Raw genomic sequence first — 20,871 nt, forward strand, 5'->3', positions numbered from 1 at the left:
GCGCTTCTTTTTCGGGCGACGCAGTCTTCCTATATTGCCGGCAGTCATCAACCGGAATTGCGCCTTGCCGCCACGCCTGACATCCCTCGCCGACGACGCCCGCATCGCGTTTGATAATCTCGCCGACAGGGCAAGCGGCCTCGTCAATCCGACCGTGCGGCTCGGCGTCACCGGCCTCTCCCGTTCCGGCAAGACGGTCTTCATCTCCTCGCTTGTTCACAATCTCCTGCATGGCGGCCGGCTGCCGCTGTTCGAGCCGGTGCAGTCGGGGCGCGTTTCAGCCGTGCGGCTGGAGCCGCAGCCGGATGACGCTGTGCCCCGTTTCCAATATGAGGATCATATCCGGGCGCTGGTGAAGGATCGCGTCTGGCCGGATTCGACACGCGCCATTTCCGAACTGCGCATCACGCTCGATTATCAGAGCGCCAGCGGCTGGAACCGCCTGTTCTCGCCCGGCCGGCTGTCGATAGATATCGTCGATTATCCAGGCGAATGGCTGCTCGACCTGCCGCTGCTCGGCAAGGATTACCGCACCTTCAGCGAGGAAACGATCGCGCTCGCGCAAATCGGCGTGCGCTCCGAACTGTCGCGGCAATGGTTGGCGCTGACCCGTGCCGCCGATATAAATGCCGGCGCCGACGAGATGGCTGCCCGCGCGCTTGCCACCGCCTTTGCGGATTACCTCAAGGCCTGCAAGGCCGACGAGCGCTCGCTCTCCACCTTGCCGCCCGGGCGGCTGCTTCTACCCGGCGATCTCGACGGCTCGCCGGCGCTGACTTTCGCCCCGCTCGTCCTGCCACCGAACACACGTCCCGATCGCGGCTCGCTCTGGACGATGATGGAGCGACGTTACGAGGCCTATAAATCCGTCGTCGTCAAACCATTTTTCCGCGAGCATTTCGCCCGGCTCGACCGCCAGATCGTGCTGGTCGACGCGCTGCAGGCCATGAACCGCGGCCCCGAAGCCGTCCAGGATCTGGAGCGCGCGCTGACCGACGTGCTCGCCTGTTTCCGCCCGGGCACCAATTCGCTGCTCTCGTCGCTGCTGGGGCGCCGCATCGACCGTGTGCTGGTCGCCGCAACCAAGGCCGACCATCTCCATCATGAGAGCCATGATCGGCTCGATGCGCTGACCCGCCGCCTCGTCGATCGCGCCATCGCCCGCATCGGCATGGCCGGAGCCGGCATCGACGTGATGGCGCTCGCCTCCGTGCGCGCCACGCGCGAGGCATCGGTCAAACGCGACGGCCACGAGCTGCCTGTCATCGTCGGCACGCCGATGGAGGGCGAAACCATTGCCGGCGAACGATTCGACGGCCAGAGAAAGACCGCGATCTTCCCCGGAGACCTGCCGCGGGATCCGGAAAGCCTGTTCGACCGCATCGCTTCCGGCGAGACCGCCGATATCCTGCCCGACGTTAACGTCGTCAGATTCCGCCCACCCCATCTCGAGGAGACCGGCGGCGGCATCAAGCTGTCTGTGCCGCATATCCGCCTTGACCGCGCCATGCAGTTCCTGTTCGGAGACCGTCTCGCATGAGTAAGCCCCCCTCCGATTTGCCGCGCCGCCCACCCGCCGCCTTCACCTATGAGGATGGGGCTGCCGTGCCGCGCGACAACGGCCGGCAACAGCAAGGCCGACGCAGACCGGAAAGCTTCTCGGACGACATCGTCTTGACGCCCGACGAGGACGATCCCTTCATCAATCCGGACAGGGATGCGAGCGCAGTGCCGGTGGCAACACCGCGCAAGCGGCGCTCCTCCTTCGGTAAGATCGCACTAGGCGCCTTCGGGATCCTGCTGTCGCTCGGCATCGGCCTCTGGACCGACCGGCTGATCCGCGATCTCTTCACCCGCGCCGACTGGCTGGGTTATGCAGCTCTTGGCGTGCTGGCGATCGGCGTCCTCGCCGTGCTTGCCCTTGTCATCCGCGAGACCGCGGGCATGATGCGCCTTGCCGCTGTTCAGGCGATCAAGGCGGAAGCAGAGGCGGCGATCCTCGAAACACGGCCGGCGAAAGCGCGCGCCGTCGTTGCGCGCCTCACTACGCTTCTTGCGGCCAATCCCGAGACATCGAAGGGCCGCGCGACGCTGAAGGCGACCGAGGGTGAGGTCATCGACCCCCCGCATCTGATCGCCCTGGCCGAACGCGAGCTGCTGGCCCCACTCGACCGCAAAGCGCGGGCCCTCATCGTCAACGCCTCCAAGCGTGTCTCGATCGTCACCGCCGTCAGCCCGCGCGCGATCGTCGATCTGCTTTATGTGCTCTACGAGTCCGTGCGCCTCATCCGCGCCATGGCCGAGCTCTACGGAGGCCGCCCCGGCACGCTCGGCATGTTCCGCCTCCTGCGTGACGTGCTGGCCCACCTCGCCGTCACCGGCTCGATCGCTGTCGGCGACAGTCTCGTCCAGCAGGTGCTCGGCCACGGGCTGGCCTCAAAGCTATCGGCCCGACTCGGCGAGGGCGTGATCAACGGTCTGATGACTGCTCGCATCGGAATCGCGGCGATGGATCTTTGTCGTCCACTTGCCTTTCGCGCGGTAAAGCGACCGGGAATCGGCGATTTTATCGGCGATCTCACACCTTCAATGTCGCCGCGCGGCAACAATCCTTAACCGACGAGGCGATTCCGCAGCTCTCTCCTTCCCTTGGGTGAAGTTGGCGAAGTTAAGTAGATTCAACACTGTAGCCGCCGGATCCTAAAATCCACGCGGCATGACAGAAATCCAATCCCTCGCATTTCGGCACAATCGAAAGGAAGGATTAACCATTCTTCGGCAAAACTTGGCACCAGTTCGTGAGTGGTGTTTGCCAAGGAAAATCCATGTATTCGCGCCAGTTTCTCTTCTTATGCGGCCTCGCCGCCGCGGCATTGTCTCCTGTCGCAGACGTCGCTCCGGCAGCCACGGCCGCAACACGCGACAAGGCCTTCTTCGAATCCGTCACCGGCTCGTGGAAGGGCCCCGGCGAGATCGTCGCCGGCAAGTACAAGGGCACGAAATTCACCTGCAACCTGACCGGTGAACCCACCGGCGACGGCACTGCCGGCATCAAGCTCGACGGCACCTGCCGCGTCGGCGTCTTCAAGCAGCCGATGTCCGCCGTCATCTCGCAGTCGGGCTCCACCTACAAGGGCAAATTCCTCGACGGCGCCGCCGGAAAGGGTCTTGACGTTGTCTCCGGCGCCGTCACCGAGGATACCGTCGTGGTCGGAATCAACCGCGCCAAACTGAACGGCGCAATGATCGCCCGCGTGCGTGACGACAAGACGATGAACGTCACCGTGTCGGTCAAGGTCGAAAGCCAGATGATCCCGGTTATCGGCCTGACATTGACTCGTCAGGTCGACGAAATGGCCGTCGGCTCCATCCAGTAGACGGTGCATGACGGATTTTCCTGAAGCGGTGGGTTTCCCGCCGTGTCGCGTATTAGGATCCGTGCTTCAGGCGCTCCGCCACCAGTCGCCGCTGTCATCGGCGACCTCGATGCCGGTCACGTCCGCCTCGAGCAGCCAATCGCTGACCGGCCTTCCCCTGACGAGAAGGTCTGGGGCGATATCAGCAAGCGGCATCAGGACGAAACCGCGGTCGGTCATACGGTGATGCGGCAACTCCAGCCGCGGCGCCTGCTGGACGACATTGCCATAGGTCAGCACGTCGATGTCGAGCGTACGCGGTCCCCAGCGCTCGATACGCTCGCGTTTCATCTCGCGCTCGATCGACAGGCAAACGTCGAGCAACGCCTCTGGAGGGAGCCGGGTTTCGACCGCAGCGCAGGCATTGAAGAAGAACGATTGGTCCGTTTTACCCCACGGCGGCGTGCGATAGAGCCGCGACACGGCGGTGACACGACAGTCGTCGCGCCCGTCCAGTCTCTGCAGCGCCGTGGCCATCGCCTTTACCGGATCGCCGATATTGCCGCCGAGGCCGAGTGTGGCCGATTGCGATGCAGCCTCAGGCAAAATGCTCAACACTCACCTGCACGAAATCGAGCACGCCGGGCACCGGCGCATTGGGCTTGCGCACTGTGATCTTCGCCCGCCGCACCTGCGGGAACGTCTGACAGAGGCCCTTGGCGATATCGAGCGCCAGGGCTTCGATGAGATAGCGTCGCTTGCCGGTGACGATCTCCTCGATCACCGTAAAGGCAATGCCGTAATTGACGGTGTCGTTGATCGAATCGCTTTCCAGCGCCTCGCCCGCGACGACATCGAGCTCGGCATCGACGAAGAAGCGCTGACCGAGGAATTCCTCCTCGTCATGCACACCGTGGCGCGCGAAGAAGGCGCAGTTCTGCAGCGTGATCGTGTAGGTGGTCATGTCGGCCGCTTCCTCTCGAATTCCTGGCGCGCATTCAGCATAGCATCGGCGATAGCAAGCGCATCCCTGTTGATTGCGACATTGTGCACCCGGAAAACCGCAGCCCCTTGAAGCCTGAGCAGCGCGCTTGATGCGGCCGTCGCTGCGTCCCTCTCCGGCGCCTCGCGCCCCGTCACCGCACCGAGGAAGCGCTTGCGTGACGTGCCGGCAAGCAGCGGCAGACCGAAGCGCGACAGTTCGGAAAACCGCGCCATTAGCTCCAGGTTTTCCTCCACCGTCTCCTTGGCGAAGCCGAATCCCGGATCGAGCACGATCCGGTCGCTGGTAACTCCGGCCGCGGCGGCGATCGCCAGCGACCGTTCGAGGAAATACGTCTGGTCGGCAATCACATCGGCAAGTTTGACCCTGTCGCGGCCGGTATGCATGATGCAGAGCCCCGCCCCGGTGGCCGCGGCCACATCCGCGATACCTGCATCTTTCTGTAGTCCGAAGACGTCGTTGACAATATGGGCGCCGGCGCCGACCGCCAGCCGCGCCGTCTCGGCACGGTACGTATCGATCGAGATCAGCGCCTCGGTACGACCGCGCAGCGTCTCGATCACGGGCAACACCCGCGCCTGCTCTTCCGAAGGGCTGACCGACGCCGCACCCGGCCGAGTCGATTCGCCACCGATATCGACGATCGCAGCACCGTCGCTGACCGCCTGCAATGCGTGTTCGACGGCGGCATCGACGGTTTCAAAACGTCCGCCGTCGGAGAAGGAGTCCGGCGTCACATTGATGATCGCCATGATCGCCGAACGACGGCCGAGTTCGATTTCCCGGCCATGGCCGACACGCCAGAAACTGCCTTCGAGCCCTGTCACCAGACTTGTCCTATTGATGACGAAAAAAGCCGCCATCCGATATTGCGCTTACGGTGGCTATGCCCCAAGCTCCTGCCGATTTCAACATGGGTTGCGTTCAGAATGCCGCTTGCAATGCGCTATATGTGCCTTCCTGTCGCCTTTTCCATTGCTCTTTCCCTCAGCAGTCCAGCGGCAGCTGAAGTGATCGCATCGAAAAGTTATTCCTATTTCGACATCCGCGGCAAAACCGCCGATGAGCTAGACCGGGAACTCAGCCGCCGCGGCCCGACGGCGAGCGGTTCGTCGGCACGCCATCCCGGCGCCACCAAGATTCGCTTCGGCGGCGAGGCCACCTACATCCAGGATGACGGCCGATGCCGCGTCGGCAATGTCAAGGTCACGGTTCACACCCAGATCATCCTGCCGCGCTGGAACAGCCGCAGAGGCGCCACCAAGGAGCTGTCGATGATATGGGACGCATTGTCGAGTGACATCAAGCGCCACGAGGAGCGTCATGCCGAGATCGCCAGAGATCAGGCCCGCGCCATGGAGCGCGCCATCCGCGCATTGCCGCAGCAGCGCAGCTGCGAGGCCATGCAGGAGCTCGTCTCCAACGAATCAACTCGCGGCATAGAGGAGCACGATCGGCTGCAGGCGCGATTCGACCGGGTTGAGGCGGTCAACTTCCAGAAGCGCATGCTGAGATTGCTGAAAAATCGAATCAACGGTCGAGCCGGCGGAAAATAAGGCTTTTTCGAGCTGGTGACGAGCAGAAAAACTTAGCTGCGCAACGAAACTTGTGCGAAACTTACGCCTTTCCCAGCGTTTTAATGGTCATTTTTCATCCTGGCAGACTCAACCGGAACGCGTTAATATGAACACATTCGAAAGTTCAGGTACGGCATCTGGACTTTCCTCGCTGGGTTCTCCTGGCGCGTTCCGAAGCCGCGGATGTTCCTCCCTCATCCGTTGGTAATGCGCCCGCCTCGCCTCGCTCGCACCAGCGCGCGAGGCGTCTTTTTTGTGGTTATGATTGGCGGATATTTGCCTCCGAAGATCGGACTCCGATTTTCGGGACAATGTGCTGGCAGCGATATCTCAGGCCTGGCGTTCGGGCACGTGCACGACAAGCCCGTCATAGGCCGCCTTCATCCGGATCTGGCAGGAGAGCCGCGAGGTCGGGCGTACGTCGAAGGCGAAGTCGAGCATATCCTCTTCCATCGCTTCCGGCTGGCCGACCTTCTCCGTCCATTCCTCGTCAACATAGACGTGACAGGTGGCGCAGGCGCAAGCACCGCCGCACTCTGCCTCGATGCCGGGCACCGAGTTGCGCACGGCATTCTCCATCACGGTGGAGCCTTGGTCGACGTCGAGGTCGAAGCGCGTACCGTCGAAGGCGACGATGGTAAGTTTGGGCATCAGGACTATTTCCGGTCTTCAAATGGGTGGGCGGAGTTTCTTCCGACAAATCGACGCGTCAGTCAACATTCGGAAATCCGCCCTAACCTCGCAGATCGGGCCTTCGACCGCCGTCTTCAAAGCGTCATCTGGGACGTCGCAAAAAGACCCGTGGTTCCGCAATGAAACAACGGGCCCCGTTCGATCAACGAAAGAAGAGTTGGAGGTCAGCCGCGGCAGAGCTTGAGAATGAAATTCTCGGCGTCGAGGACGGCAGCGCCGAGCGCCGCCATTGCGCCGGCATCGCCGCCGGTTTCCTCGACGACCTCAGCCGTCTGCGAAACGCGGAATGCGCCGACCGAACTCGCCGCACCTTTCAGCCGGTGCGCAGCCGCGCCGACACGCACGGTTTCGCCGCTTGCCATATCCTGGAGGCACGCCCGCGCTTGGCGCGCAAACATCTGAAGGACTTCGATTTCCAGAGACTTGTCGCCCATTGTCTGTTTCGCGAGATGGACGAGATCGATCGGCCGTACCTTCGAGGGGCACGGCCCTTGTCCATTCTCAGACGCCTCGAATACGATTTTCAATGCTGCCAGCTGGCCTGCCATTTGCCACATCTCCCGTCTCACATCGTCCGCACTTGCTACAGTTCTGCGTCAGGAGGGTGGCCATCGCGTTAAATTCCGGCACATCGGGCACCGAAATCTCACCGTATGGTTAACATCCGTTAAACATCCCTAAATTATTGGTTTTTAAGCAGGGCTTCGGATTCAAAGGTGTTAACAACAAGTTAACAAGTCGTGAATCGCAAGCCTTCATTAATTGTGTGCTGAGCCCAGATGTGTCACTACGATACTGGTGGAGCGGGTTTATGGTACGCGCCTTTGCCGAGTGAGTGGATAATGGTAGTGTTTTGATACCTTCCGTTTGAAAAAGCGGCTATCTACTCTGAAATGACATGCTTATCCGTCCGCGATTGGGATGGAGAGCCGTAACGGCAAAGTTGTTCCCGGGCAGGCGGAAACCGGGGATGCACTACCCGGGCCGGCCGACAGTAACGAGGCGTAATCGAATGGCGAATAACAAATACAATGAGTCGATCGAGGACAAGGCGTTCAAGGCGTTGGACGAGGCGCTCCAGATCGACTTCGGCAAGGATAACGTGCCGTCTCGCCGCGGCGACGCGCCTCAGGCGCCGGAGGGAAATGTGTCTGATCCATCGAATGCGCGCAATCAGCAGGCCCCGGAAGAAGCGCAGCGCCGCAACCGCCGCGGCGCCGGGGCCGAGCAGGCCTCCCGGGCGCCGGCCTTCGCGCCCGCCAATGATGCCAGCCGCAATACGCCCGCCTCGATCCTAAAATCCTTCGACGGCGCCTCCAGCCGCTCAGCAGTGCGCACCGCTACCTTGTTTTCCGTGCTTTGGGTCATGGCGGGCCTCGGCCTGATGTCGCTGATTTATGCGCCGCAGATCTGGCAGATCCGCTCGATCGCCGATCTGGTTGCCCTGCCCGGCGTTATTGCCGGCCTCGTCGGCATCATCATTCCGGTGATGATGTTCTATGCTTTCGCCATCATGATCTCCCGCGCTCAGGACATGCGGAACGCCGCCCGCTCCATGGCAGAGGTGGCTTTGCGCCTGGCGGAGCCGGAAACCATTGCCTCCGAACGCATCATGACCGTTGGCCAGGCGGTGCGTCGCGAGGTCTCGGCCATGAACGAAGGCATCGAGCGCACCATCGCGCGCGCTTCCGAGCTGGAAACGCTGGTCCATTCCGAGGTCAACGCGCTGGAACGCTCCTATGCGGACAACGAGTTGCGCGTGCGCGGCCTCGTCCATGAACTCGGTTCGGAGCGGGAGGCGATCGTCAACCATGCCGACCGCATCCGCACCTCGATCGGCAGCGTCCACGACCAGCTGAAGGAAGAACTGTCGCTGGCGACCGAAGAAATCGCCGTGCGGCTCGCCACGTCGGGCGAAGCCTTCGCCTCGCTGATCGACACGCGCGCGGCGACGATCCTGGAAAAATCGGACAGCGCTCTGCAGTCGATGGGCAGCCTGCTCGCCGCCAAGACCGACAGCCTGCTCCAGACCCTCAACGCCTCCGGTTTTGCGCTCGCCACCGAATTCGACAACCGCCTCGAGGCTCTCTCCGTCAACCTCAATGAACACGGCGAAAAACTGCTCAGCCAGTTCGAGACGCGCGCCTCGACCATGGACAGCAGCACCGAGAAGCTGAACGCGGCGCTAAACGAGCGCACGCATCAGCTCAATGAAATCCTGATCGCCCGCACCCGCGAGATCAACGAGAGCCTGACATCGGGCGAACGCACCATCAGCGGCACGCTCGACGACGTGCTCTCGAAGCTGAACAGCGCGCTCGATGAGAAGGGCGCAAGCTTCCGCCAGAGCCTGCAGAGCACCGCCGACGACGCCGTCATGGATCTTGATCTGCGCTCCGGCTTCTTCGAAGAGCGCCTGCAGACGACCGTTGCCCAGCTGTCGACCGCCTTCGACGAGCGTGTTGCCGAATTCACCAGCGCTTTCGACAAGCGCACCGGGTCACTCGACACCAAGCTGATGGAGAGCCTTGCCCGCATCAACGAAACGCTGACCGGCGGTTCGGATTCGATCGAGGGCATTTTGAGCTCCAATATCGACCGGCTCGGCTCGTCGATGACCGACCAGTCGCTGGCGCTTGCGACGGCGCTCGCAACCGGCCATGAAGTGCTGGAGAGCACGCTCAATAGCCGCACCGAAGAAATCACCACCGCACTCACCAGCCGCACCGGCGAGCTGACCTCGGCGCTGCAGAGCGCCACCTCGGACATCGCGCTGGCGCTGGCATCCGGTACCTCCGACCTGCACAACAATCTTCAGGCCCGCTCAGCCGAATTCCGCGATACGCTGCGCACGACCACTGCCGACTTGACCGCCGCCGTTGCCGCCGGCACCGAGCAGGTCACGACGGCCTTCGGCGGCCGCGCCGAGGAACTCACCAGCGTATTGACAGCGCGCGCAGCAGAAATCCGGGACGCGGTTGGCACAGCCCATGAGCGTATCGACAGCGTCATGGCGGAGCGCGGCGGAGCGCTGATCGATGCGCTGACCACCCATCACGGCCGCTTCGAGGAAGCGCTGACGACCCGCTCCGACGCCATTATCAACGCGGTTTCCGGCACCCATGACCGTCTTGCGGAAACGCTCGACGAAAAGGCGATGGCGCTCGCCATCTCTTTGAACGAGAGCCAGGCCCGCATTGAGGATACGCTCGAAACCCGCTCCGAGGCGCTGCTTAACGCCGTTTCCGGCACGCATGACCGCCTCTCCGAAACGCTCGACGAAAAGGCAATGGCGCTCGCCATCTCTTTGAACGAGAGCCAGAGCCGCATCGAAGACACGTTGGAGACCCGTTCCGCAGCCTTCCTCAACGCCGTCTCAGGCACGCATGATCGGCTGTCGGAAACACTGGATACCAAGGCTGCGGCCCTGGCGACCTCGCTCGACGAGCGCCATGCCCGCATCGAGGACGCGCTCGGAACCCGCGCCGAAGCCTTGTTGAACAGCGTGTCCGGCACGAGCGACCGACTTGCCGAGACCCTTGATGAAAAGGCGATGGCGCTTGCTATTTCCTTGAACGAGAGCCAGGCCCGCATCGAGGAAACGCTCGAAAATGGTTCCGCAGGCCTGCTGAACGCCGTCTCCGGCACGCATGACCGGTTTGCCGAGACGCTGCAAGGTAAGGCGGCAGCTTTTGCCAACTCGCTGAACGAAACTCAGGCACGTATCGAAGATACGCTCGAAACCCGCTCCGCTGCCCTGCTGAATGCCGTATCCGGCACTCATGAGCGTCTCTCGGAGACCCTCGATGAAAAGGCGATGGCGCTTGCCATCTCACTGACCGAAGGCCAGGCTCGCATCGAGGGCACGCTGCAGACCCGGTCGGCGGCGCTGCTGAATGCCGTTTCAGGCACGCATGACCGCCTGTCGGAAACGCTGGACGAGAAGGCGATGGCGCTCGCAATCTCTCTCAACGAGAACCAGACGCGGATCGAAGACACGCTGGAATCCCGTTCCGAGGCTTTCCTCAAGGCCGTCTCCGGTACGCATGAGCGTATCGCCGCGACCCTCGAGGAGAAGGCATCGGCACTTACCGCCTCCTTGAACGAAGGCCAGAGCCGTCTGCAGGACACGCTGGAGAGCCGCTCGGAATCCTTCCTCAATGCAGTTTCCGCCACCCATGACCGCCTGTCCGAGACGCTCGACGATCGGGCGATGGCCCTTGCCATTTCGCTGAACGAGAGCCAGAGCCGTCTCGAGGAGACGCTGACATCCGGCGCCGATGCGATCACCAATGCGGTCTCCGGCACACATGAACGCCTGAATGGCGTGCTCGACCAGAAGGCCAGCGCGCTGGCCGCCTCGCTAAGCGAAGGGCAGATCCGCCTCGAGGAAGCCCTGGGACACCGCGCAGCCGCGCTCGTCGGTGCCGTAACGGCAAGCCATGATCGGCTCACCGATGCGCTCGACGAAAAGACCATGGCGCTCGCTATTTCACTCGATGACAACCAGAGCCGATTCGACAGCGCCCTCGAAGCCCGCAGCAATGCAATCATGGAGGCTGTCACCAGCGCCGAGGCCCGCGTCGCCGGCGCCTTTGCCGACAAGACGGACGCCATCCATAACGCCTATGCCGATAATCAGCGGCGGCTTGAATCCGCGCTCTCCGAGCACAGTGCGGTGATTTCGGGGGTTCTCGATGCGGGCGGTGCTCGCTTTGAAGGTCTCGTCGGCGGCTTGACCGGCCGCATCGAAGGCCGCCTCAGCGATGCCCATGCGCGGCTCGGGAGCCTGGCCGAGGAGGCCGCGGCGCGCATCGAAGGCGGGCTCGCTTCCGCCCATGAGCGCATCCGCACGACGCTTGAGGATCGCGGCAATGCCATCGAGCTGTCGCTGAGCCAGGCGCATGCGCAGATCAGCGATACGCTCACTGAACAGGCGACCAGCATCGGCACTTCGGTGGCGACGAGCGTCAGCATGCTCGAAATGTCGCTGGAAGACCGTGAAGCCTCGATCCGCCAGGCGATCGATGCCGGCGCCCAGACATTGGAAGATCGCATGCGCGCCGGCGCCGGCCAGATCGCCGGCCGCTTCCAGGAGGCGGCGAACACGATTTCGAGCTCCGCCCAAGGCCTTTCCGCCCATCTCGACCAGTCGGTTGAGAACCTTGCGGGACGTCTTGAAGAAACCGGTTCTCGTATGGAGGCCGGCCTTACGGCGATCGAGACCCGCATCCGCGACGGCGTCGGCGGCGTTGCCGAAAAGGTCGAAGCCGCCAGCAGCCAGCTCTCCGGCGTGCTTGCCGAAGGCATTTCCCGCCTCGGCGCGCTCGGTGACGACGCCACCCGACGCATCTCGGCGACGCTCGAAGGCAGCGCTTCCAATCTTACACAGGCAATCGACAGCCGCACCGCCAATCTCGCCGAGACGTTGGACAGCCGCACGACCACGCTTGCAGGCGCCATCGAGGGCCGCACGGCAAGTCTCGGCGAAACCCTGGACCGCGGCAACGCACGCATCGAGGAACGCCTCTCCACTATGGATCGCGCGTTAACCGTCGGCCTCGACGCCGTCAACCGCACCATCGAGGGCAAGGCCGCCGGCCTCGCCTCGACGCTGCGCAGCGCGGTGGCCGAAGCAGCCCAGGGAATGGAAGGCGAAGCGACGAGAACGACGGAACTGCTCGGCAAGACCGGCCAGCAGTTCGCCGAGGATCTCAATGCGAAAAGCGACGAATTCACCCGCACCATGGATGAGCGCTCTTCGCAGATCGTCACGCGGGTTGCCGAAGCTCAGAACCGCCTGGCAACCCAGGCCGCTGCCGTCGCCCAGACCTTCTCGGAAGCCGGCAATGCCATCGTCAACAAGGTCGCCGAGGCGGAGACCGTTGTCGGCACGCAGGTCAATGCCATTTCCAGGGCCCTGTCGGACGCCGGCCAGTCTCTCGAGGCGCGCGGCAATGCCATCCGCACGACCCTGTCGGGGGCCGGCAGCGAGATTTCCGCCACCATGGCGGATGTCGAGCGGGCGCTCGAAGCGCGCAGCAGCGCCATCCGCTCCAATCTCGAGGAGCGCGCCCGCGAGATCGATACCTCTCTCTCCGACGTCGACCGGGCGCTTGAAGCGCGCGGCAACTCGATCCGCTCGACGCTTGAGGAACGCACCCGCGACCTCAATTCGATGCTGTCAGGCCGCTCTGTCGAATTGACCCGCATCCTTGACGAAACCGCCCGCCCGATCATCGATCGCTACACCGATGCCGGCGAACAGGCGGCTGCCCGCATTACCGCCGCAGCCAATCTCAGCGCCGACCGTCTGCGCGCCGAGAACGAAGCGCTCGCCAGCGCCGTTGCCGCCCGCACCGAGAATGTCGCCAACGCCGTCAGCGCCATCGAGAATAGCTTGGTCGGCAACGTCAACGGCCTGGTTCAGCGCATGTCGGAAAGCAGCGCGGCGATGGCGATGATGATGAACCGCGCCGCCGAACAGTTGACGAGCGTCGACGGGCGTCTCGGCGAAACCACGACCCGCTTTGCCGACTCCGCCACGAAGGCGGCCGAAATGGTCAACGCATCGACCAGGCTTCTCGAAGGCAAGGTCGACCGCCTCTCCGACATCTCTGGCCAGACGCTGGCCCAGGTCGGCAGCATCATCGGCCGCTTCGACGAACATTCCAAGGTTCTGACCCAGGCCTCGCAGCTTCTGGGTGCCGCCCAGTCCAACCTCGCCTCGACGCTCGAGGAGCGTGAAGGCGCGCTGCAGGCCCTCTCCGTCAGCCTGGTCCAGCGCTCCGATGAGATCGAAAAGACCATGCGTGGCCTCGGCGACATGATCGAAACAGTGTTCGAGCGGGCCGAGCAACGCTCCAACCAGGTCACCGGCAACCTGCGCCAGGGCGTACAATCTTCCTTCGCCGATATTGGCCGCGTTCTGACGGACACCGAGAAGCGCGCTCAGGAGGCCGCCGAGACGATGCGCGAGGCGATCACCCGCGCCGGCGACGAGGCCAATACGACGATCGACAGCACCTTCGCCAATGTCGAACGCCGTTCCGGCGATCTCTCCAATCGCATTCGCGGCGGCCTCACCGCCTCCTTGTCGGAAGTCGAGCGCATGCTCGGCGAAGCCGGCCGCGCCTCCGACGGTGCTGCCCAGCACATGCGGGAATCGCTGCGCGAGGCGATCGAAGATGCCGTCGGCCGCTTCTCCGGCGCTACCGAGGACATCCGCCGCTCCGCTGCCGACATCCGCAACGAGCTCGACGCCACCCGCGCCGAACTGAAGCGCGGCGCCTTCGACCTGCCCGAGGAAGCCAAGGAAAGCGCCTCGGCCATGCGCCGCGCCGTCGCCGAACAGATCAAGGCCCTGCAGGATATCTCGCAGCTTGTCGGCCGCTCCAGCCAGCAGCTCGAAATCTCCGAACCCGCCGCCCGCTCGCTTGCCCAGGCGCAGCCGGCTCCGCGCCCGGCTCAGCCGATCGCAGCCCAGCCGCCGCAGCCGGCAGCGCCTGCGCCGATCGAAGCGGCAGGTCTGCGCGGAACGATTACGCCGTCCGCTTCGGCCGCCGCTCCTCAGCGGGCCGCTCAGCAGCCAGCCCCCACTCGCCAGGAATTGGGCCGCCAGGAACCGGCCCGGGAAAGCGGCGGCTGGATTAGCGATCTTCTGCGGGGCGCATCCCGTGAAGAGGCCGCGGACCAAGCGCCGGCCCGTGCTTCCGCCCGCTCTGCGGAAACCGCCGCACCGGCCGCACGCAGCAACGACAGCCGCAATCCGCGCCATGTCGTGGAATCGCTGAATTCGCTCTCCGTCGATATCGCCCGCGCCATCGATCACGATGCCTCGGTCGATCTCTGGCGCCGCTACCAGCGCGGCGAGCGCGACGTCTTCACCCGACGCCTCTATACGCTGAAAGGCCAGCAGACCTTCGACGAGATCAAGCGCAAATACGACCGCGAACCGGAATTCCGAACCGCCGTCGATCGCTATATTGGTGATTTCGAAAAGCTGCTCGCCGACGTCGCCCGCACCGACCCGAACCAGACAGTCACGCAGTCCTATCTGACGTCGGATACGGGCAAGGTTTACACCATGCTCGCCCACGCAGCGGGCAGGCTGAAATAGAGTCTGGCCGATGTCGTGGAGCTGAAGCCGTCTGAACATGTGTCAGGCGGCTTTCACTGATGACGGGGTATGATCTGCTCCCCAGCCGAAACCGCGAACGAAATGACCAAGGCCCTTCTGATTATCGACGTACAGAACGCAATTCTCTTCGGAAAGGCAACGCCGGAGCGCCAGGCCGAGGTTGATTCCGCACTTGATGAGACCGTTGCTCGGCTGGCGTTGCTCAAGGAAAAAGCGCGACAGGCCGGCGTGCCGGTCGTGCTGGTGCAGTATGATGGCGACAGCGGTCATCGATTGGCCGTGGGCACGCCGGGATGGGCGCTGCGTCGGGAGATTGCGCCGCAAAAAGGTGAGATCGTCGTGCGCAAGAAAAGCGCCGACTCCTTCTTCGGGACCAATCTTGCCGACCGCTTGCAAGAACGTTCGATTACACATCTCATAGTCGGCGGCTGCATGTCGCAATTCTGCGTCGACACGACCGTCAGGCGGGCCGTTTCGCTCGGCTATGACGTAACCTTGGTTGCCGACGGCCACACAACCGGCGACACGGCGACCCTCACCTTCTCCGAGATTGTCGCCCACCACAACGAAACGCTTGACGGTTTCGATGCGGGCGACGCGACGGTGAAGGTCCGCCCCGCCGTCGATATTTGCTTTTCATAAAGGTCTGGCCACAACACCTGACATCAAATCGGAAGCAAGCGCTCGGTCCTAAACGTGACGACCAAAGCCTAGTAGATCTCAGGCACATCCCTCGCAGCCGTATCGACCATGATCGGCCTCTGCCCCAGTCGCCATATATCCAGGGGCCGAGACAAAAGGTATCATCTGTGGATAGGCCTTTTTTATTGCCCGCCTTCCTTCATTCCGTCACAAACTTTTTCGATCCGCTTGCGTTTAAAGCCAACGGCTCCTCGGCCGCGCAACGAAAGAGACAGCAATACCGATGACCACGACGACATCCCGGCTTCTTGCCATCGCGCTTTCGTCCACCCTTCTGATGGGCGCTTTCATCTCGGCTGAGGCCGGTCAGGCAAGCTTTGTGATTGATGCGCAATCCGGTCAGGTCCTTGAAGCCTCCAACCAGGACGATCTCAACTATCCCGCGTCGCTGACCAAGATGATGACGCTTTATCTCGCCTTTGAGGCGCTGCACGAGGGACGTCTCAGCTGGGACCAGAAGCTCACCATGTCGGAAAATGCCGAGAGCAAGGAGCCCTTCAAACTCGCTATTGGCGCCGGCCGCCAGGTGACGCTGCGTGAAGCTGTCGAAAGCATCGTGGTATTGTCCGCCAACGATTCTGCCGTGGCGATCGCCGAACATCTCAGCGGCTCCGAACAGACCTTCGCCAGAACGATGACCGACAAGGCGCACCAACTCGGCATGAATGATACGGTTTTCAAGAACCCTTCGGGCCTGCCTGATCCGGAGCAGGTCACCACGGCGCGTGATATGGCGACCCTGGGCGTCTCGCTGATGCGGGACTTCCCCGAGGAGTTCAAGCTCTTCTCCATGCGCGGCTTTAAGTTCCGGGGCATGAAACTGCGCGGCCACAACAATCTGATGTACCGCTATGACGGCGTCGATGGCATCAAGACGGGCTATACCGATGCCTCAGGCTACAATGTCGTAACCTCGGCGCTGAAAGATGGCCGCCGCGTCGTCGGCGTCGTAATGGGTGAAAAGACTGCAAGCCTGCGCGACGACAAGATGGCGAGCCTCCTCGACAGCACGCTGCCGTCATCGCCCACCGCCACCGCCTCCGCCACGCCAGGCAGCCAGCCTGCAGCGACGATGACGGATGCGCAGCCGACGAAGTAACCGGCATGCGACATTGAAGGATGGCGACACGTTTTGCTACCGAAAAGCCACTTCCAGGTTTTGCCGATCTTGCGCGATCACTCGGCAATTGGTTTCGAAACCTTCGCCCTTGATGGCAAGAATGAATTCCGAGGGGATGCCCGCCGTATTCGAAACCGAAATACCGGCGCTCTCCGCGCCGATCGATTTGACGGTGCAGTCGATAGTCGAGCGCCGGTCGTTAAATAGGATCGAACCTGCCTTCAGCACGCGCCGCCGCGCGCCAATGGCGTGATCGGCGTGAATGGAACTCCATGAGACGCAGCGATTGCGCCCGCCCTGTTTTGCCTGATACATCGCCGCATCAGCTTGAGCGAGCAGTGTTTCGATGTCTCTGCTGACGATAGATAGCGCCGAAGTTCCGAGGCTTGCCGTGACGGTCAGCGAGCCGTGATCGCCGAAAATGACCTGCGAGGCGATGGCGGTTCTGAGTTTTTCGGCGACGGCGGCCGCTCTCTCCCGATCGACATGCGGCAGAACGACGGCAAATTCCTCACCCCCGATACGGCCGAACAAATCACCGGCGCGAAGGGTCGCCCTGCAGATCGATGCGACCGACTTGAGAACCGCGTCACCTGCGGCATGCCCGTACCCATCGTTCACCTTCTTGAAATGATCGATGTCGAAAACGATGCAGGACAGGTCATGCTGATGCCGCAGCGCGAGGGAAATCAGCTGATCGGCTTCCTGCTTGAAAGCTCGCCGCGTCATGGCCTCGGTCAGGCTGTCGGTAGCGGCAGACTGCATGAGTTCGAGGCGGTCCATCGCTGCTCCCGCCAATTCCTCGAGAATACAAAGATCTTTGCTGCCGAACGATCTGGGCCGGCGATCGATGGCGCACACGGTTCCAATCATGTGGCCGGCCTTCGTTCTGAGTGGAACGCCGGCATAAAAGCGGATATGGTCCGCGCCCGTGACAGCAGGATGCGTTGCAAAGCGCAAATCCTTGCTGGCATCAGGAACGATGACAGGCTCGTCACAGTCCACCACGTAGCGGCAGAATGTGTCTTCGAGCGAGACCTCGTCGCCCGACATGCCGGAACAGGCCTTGTACCATTGCCGGTGCGCATCGATCAGCGACACGATGCCGATGTCGGCGGAAAATACCTGCTTTATAAGGCGGACGATTCGCTCGAAGCCTTCGTCCTTGGGCGTGTCGAGCAGATCGAGTTGCTGCAACGCTGCCAGCCGTTCCTTTTCTCGCTGAACCGCTTCAGATGACGACTTTCCGAATACTCGTGCGACCACCATGCAGCATGCCTCCTGACAGCGCTAACACGACGCTTTCCACAAATTCATGAATAAATTTAATACGTTGAACGCCTCAACCTCGTGGCACCAATATTTTTTCCGTATCGGCAACCCTTGATTTCCAAGCTGCACCCGCGAAAACGCAATCTCAGATTGCGCGCAGCGTCCAGCCGACGATCTCCGACACCACCGTCGAAAAGGCGCGGTCGAGACCCTTGACGAAGCCCACGTTGTCGCCGCCGGCCGGCGTCATGGCGCGGAACACCTTCTGGTCGCGTACCGAGCCGTTTCGGTCGTTGAGAATCTTGGCGGAGATTTCGACCACCGCCTGGTTGCCGCTCGAGGCGTCGATTTCGAATGCGCGGATATCGGTGACGATCTGGTAATCGATCGCCAACCCCTGCCCCGGCATGCCGACGCCGCCGAGCTTTCCGGAATTCTCGAAGGCCTCGACCAGTTTCGATTGCACGATGCGCGGCAGCTTGTCGCCCCACTGCGCCCGCGACAGATACTGGATTTCCGACGGCGAGACGCGGATAACGATCTGATCGCTGTCGAGCGATCTGAGTGCCGTCGGGCCGGCAATCAGGATCTGGCGGGATTTGGCAGCAGGTCCATCGCCATCGACGGCCGCAGAGAGATCATAGGTATCGTTCTTGGCTGAAGTGCCACAGCCCGACAGGATCAACGCAGTCAGCGGCAGCGCGATCGCCGTTCCCCTGATCCACGAACGGCGCGACAACAGATGCGATGCGACCATACTGGGCTACCCCTGACTTTCCCTGTTAACGCCGCGTCCGGCCGTCATACTGTTTGACCGTGTCCCCGCCGAAGATCAGGCGTTGCGGATTGCGGTCGAAGTTGCTGATCGTATCGTTGAGATTGCTCACGGTTCCGCGCATGTCGTTGATGAGGGTCTGCACGTCGCGCAAGCCGCCGCTCGAGAATTTCTGAAGATTATCGGCGATCGGACCGATTCGCGAGTTCAGATTATCGGCCACCTTCTTGAAGGATTCCAGCGTATCGCGCGCCTCGGCGAACAGCGATTGCGTGTTGTCGGTTCCAAGCAGCGCATCGACCTTGATGAGAATGCCGTCGATGCGTGTCGAAGCCGAATTCAGCTTGTTGGCAAGCTGCGACACGTCCTGGATCGTCTGGTCGATATCTTTCTGGCGCAACGAAACCGTATTGGCGACGTCGCGGATCGAGGCGACTGCCGCACGCGCATCCTTTGTGGCTTGCGAAATATCGTCGACCGAACCCTTGATCTTCGCCGGGTCGATCTGCGCGACGAGCGTATCGACCTGGTCGAGCGTTGCCTGCGCCTGCTTGCCGAAATCGTTGAAGGTGGTGGCCGTCTCGTCGAACTTCTTGATCGCGCCCTTGAGATCGCCTGAGGCATCGGCGACATTGGCGGTGATCTTCTCGGCATTGGAGACGATATTGTCGACCTTCTGCGCGTCGACGGCCCTGACCAGCGATTCCACGGCCTGAAGCGTCGAATCGACACGCCCGGAAACCGCCTTCACCGTGTTGGAGAGCTCACCGACGCTCTGCAGGAAGGCGTCGATATTGCCGGAATTCTTGGCCAGCGCATCCGAAAAGGTTTCGGCATTCTTGAACGTCTGGGTCAGCGGAGCACGCGAATCTTCGATGAAACCCTGAAGTTCGCCAACCGCGTCATTGGCGCGATCAAGGATCTTATCAGCGGTCGCCAGGAGATTGGTGACGCTCGACTGGTCGGCGACGATAACGGCGCGTTTGCCGTTTTCGATCGCATGTTTAAGGATACTCTCCTCACCCTTGCGGCCGCCCGACAGTTCGATATAGGCGGCCCCCGTCAGGCCCTGAATTTCGAGCGCGGCCTTGGTGGAAGGGTAGATCGGTGCGTCCGTGCGCACCTGGGTGAAGGCCAGCGAATATTGCGGATCGTCGGCATCGATCGACAGCGTCTGCACCGAGCCCACCTGGATACCGTTGAAGCGCACCGGCGAGCCGACGCTGAGCCCGTTCGCCGAGCCGGGAATACGCACGATCAGCTCCGTCATCGGGCCGCCACGGCCATATTCGGCCATCCAGTAGACGAAGCCGAAGGCGGCCGCGATCACCAGCACCGTGAAAAAACCGACAATCGTGTAATTGGCTTTGGTTTCCATCTATCCGGTCACTTCCCGCCGCTGCCGTTGCCGTGCCGCGCGCCATTGTCCTGCGGCACGATCGACCGTGCTCGCTTACCTCTAAAATAGGCCTGCACCCACGGATCGTCATAGGCCAGCATGTCGTCGATCGTGCCTTCCACCATTACTCGCTTCTTTCCGAGCACGGCAATACGGTCACAAACCGAAAACAGGCTGTCGAGATCGTGCGTCACCATATAGACGGTCAGTCCGAGACTATCGCGCAGGTTGGCGATCAGTTCGTCGAATTCGGCTGCGCCGATTGGGTCGAGACCGGAGGTCGGCTCGTCCAGGAAGACGAGCTCCGGATCGAGCGCCAGCGCGCGGGCAAGAGCTGCGCGCTTGATCATGCCCCCTGAGAGTTCGGACGGGTATTTGTCGGCGGCATCGGCCGCGAGGCCCACCATGCGAATCTTCAGATGCGCCAGCTCATCCATTAGCGAGTGCGGCAGATCGAGATATTCGCGCATCGGCACCTGGATGTTTTCCTTGACAGTCAGCGACGAAAACAATGCGCCCTGCTGGAAGAGCACGCCGAGCCGCATGTCGAGCGCGTTGCGCTGCGGCTCGTTGAGCTCGTCGAAGTCCTGGCCCAGGATCTTGATCGTGCCGGAGCGGCGCGGCAGCAGCCGCAGCACCGTTCGCATCAGCACCGATTTGCCGGTGCCCGAAGCACCGACGAAGCCGAGGATCTCACCGCGATAAATATCGAGATTCAGTTTGTCGAGCACCACCTTGGAGCCAAAGGCGACGGTGACGTCGCGCGCCGAAAGCACGACATCCCTGCCCCGTCCTTCGCTTTCGATCGGCTGCTCGTCCACCCTGCCCGCCATA

General features: G+C 62.3%; 16 protein-coding genes. 7 read left to right on the forward strand and 9 right to left on the reverse strand.

Annotated features, from left to right (window positions below):
- Positions 1-64: 64 nt before the first annotated feature.
- The 3 genes from AC13QO_RS05640 (at position 65) to AC13QO_RS05650 (ending at position 3,377) form a co-directional block, all read left to right on the forward strand.
- Positions 65-1,540, forward strand: a complete 1,476-nt coding sequence (locus AC13QO_RS05640) for a YcjX family GTP-binding protein (protein WP_488540104.1) — start codon at positions 65-67, stop codon at positions 1,538-1,540.
- Complete coding sequence (locus AC13QO_RS05645; protein WP_488540105.1) at positions 1,537-2,616, forward strand: YcjF family protein; 1,080 nt, start codon at positions 1,537-1,539, stop codon at positions 2,614-2,616. The genes AC13QO_RS05640 and AC13QO_RS05645 overlap by 4 nt, the downstream gene beginning before the upstream one ends.
- Before the next feature lie 209 nt (positions 2,617-2,825).
- Positions 2,826-3,377: a hypothetical protein gene (locus AC13QO_RS05650; RefSeq protein WP_085778351.1), complete on the forward strand. Its 552-nt coding sequence runs from the start codon at positions 2,826-2,828 to the stop codon at positions 3,375-3,377.
- Between the two features lie 66 nt (positions 3,378-3,443).
- On the opposite strand, the gene folK is transcribed toward AC13QO_RS05650, so the two are convergent.
- Genes folK through folP form a run of 3 tightly spaced genes read right to left on the reverse strand, consistent with a single transcriptional unit; the run spans position 3,444 to position 5,186 of the window.
- On the reverse strand, positions 3,444-3,962 hold the full coding sequence (gene folK, locus AC13QO_RS05655) for a 2-amino-4-hydroxy-6-hydroxymethyldihydropteridine diphosphokinase (RefSeq protein WP_488540182.1): 519 nt from the start codon (positions 3,960-3,962) through the stop codon (positions 3,444-3,446).
- A complete protein-coding gene (folB, locus tag AC13QO_RS05660) occupies positions 3,955-4,320 on the reverse strand; it encodes a dihydroneopterin aldolase (protein WP_008525873.1) in 366 nt (121 codons plus the stop codon). Before folB ends, folK begins: the two co-directional genes overlap by 8 nt.
- Complete coding sequence (gene folP, locus AC13QO_RS05665; protein ID WP_488540106.1) at positions 4,317-5,186, reverse strand: dihydropteroate synthase; 870 nt, start codon at positions 5,184-5,186, stop codon at positions 4,317-4,319. Before folP ends, folB begins: the two co-directional genes overlap by 4 nt.
- Before the next feature lie 102 nt (positions 5,187-5,288).
- Here folP and AC13QO_RS05670 point away from each other — a divergent pair, with 102 nt between their 5' ends.
- Positions 5,289-5,915: a DUF922 domain-containing Zn-dependent protease gene (locus AC13QO_RS05670; RefSeq protein WP_488540107.1), complete on the forward strand. Its 627-nt coding sequence runs from the start codon at positions 5,289-5,291 to the stop codon at positions 5,913-5,915.
- A gap of 351 nt (positions 5,916-6,266) precedes the next feature.
- Here AC13QO_RS05670 and AC13QO_RS05675 read toward each other — a convergent pair whose 3' ends face one another.
- Positions 6,267-6,587, reverse strand: coding sequence for a 2Fe-2S iron-sulfur cluster-binding protein (locus tag AC13QO_RS05675; RefSeq protein WP_011425597.1), 321 nt, complete (start codon positions 6,585-6,587; stop codon positions 6,267-6,269).
- Positions 6,588-6,793: 206 nt separating this feature from the next.
- The gene (locus tag AC13QO_RS05680; protein WP_488540108.1) at positions 6,794-7,177 is read right to left on the reverse strand and encodes an Hpt domain-containing protein; all 384 of its coding nucleotides are present in this window, start codon (positions 7,175-7,177) and stop codon (positions 6,794-6,796) included.
- Between the two features lie 464 nt (positions 7,178-7,641).
- Here AC13QO_RS05680 and AC13QO_RS05685 point away from each other — a divergent pair, with 464 nt between their 5' ends.
- From AC13QO_RS05685 to AC13QO_RS05695, 3 genes are all read left to right on the forward strand, one after another.
- Positions 7,642-14,748, forward strand: a complete 7,107-nt coding sequence (locus AC13QO_RS05685) for an apolipoprotein A-IV repeat region-like domain-containing protein (protein ID WP_488540109.1) — start codon at positions 7,642-7,644, stop codon at positions 14,746-14,748.
- Between the two features lie 102 nt (positions 14,749-14,850).
- Complete coding sequence (locus tag AC13QO_RS05690; protein ID WP_488540110.1) at positions 14,851-15,411, forward strand: cysteine hydrolase family protein; 561 nt, start codon at positions 14,851-14,853, stop codon at positions 15,409-15,411.
- A gap of 283 nt (positions 15,412-15,694) precedes the next feature.
- Positions 15,695-16,570: a D-alanyl-D-alanine carboxypeptidase family protein gene (locus AC13QO_RS05695; protein WP_488540111.1), complete on the forward strand. Its 876-nt coding sequence runs from the start codon at positions 15,695-15,697 to the stop codon at positions 16,568-16,570.
- Between the two features lie 36 nt (positions 16,571-16,606).
- Here the strand turns inward: AC13QO_RS05695 and AC13QO_RS05700 are convergent, their stop codons facing one another.
- The 4 genes from AC13QO_RS05700 to AC13QO_RS05715 all read right to left on the reverse strand — a co-directional run bounded on the left by AC13QO_RS05700 (position 16,607) and on the right by AC13QO_RS05715 (position 20,870).
- Entirely contained in the window at positions 16,607-17,860 is a 1,254-nt protein-coding gene (locus AC13QO_RS05700) for a sensor domain-containing diguanylate cyclase (protein ID WP_488540112.1), read from the reverse strand.
- A gap of 148 nt (positions 17,861-18,008) precedes the next feature.
- Positions 18,009-18,620, reverse strand: a complete 612-nt coding sequence (locus AC13QO_RS05705) for an ABC-type transport auxiliary lipoprotein family protein (RefSeq protein ID WP_488540113.1) — start codon at positions 18,618-18,620, stop codon at positions 18,009-18,011.
- Between the two features lie 25 nt (positions 18,621-18,645).
- Positions 18,646-20,016, reverse strand: coding sequence for an MlaD family protein (locus tag AC13QO_RS05710; RefSeq protein WP_488540114.1), 1,371 nt, complete (start codon positions 20,014-20,016; stop codon positions 18,646-18,648).
- Between the two features lie 8 nt (positions 20,017-20,024).
- On the reverse strand, positions 20,025-20,870 hold the full coding sequence (locus AC13QO_RS05715) for an ABC transporter ATP-binding protein (RefSeq protein ID WP_085778360.1): 846 nt from the start codon (positions 20,868-20,870) through the stop codon (positions 20,025-20,027).
- Between the last annotated feature and the right edge of the window lies 1 nt (position 20,871).

The organism is Rhizobium sp. CNPSo 3670, from assembly GCF_057784555.1.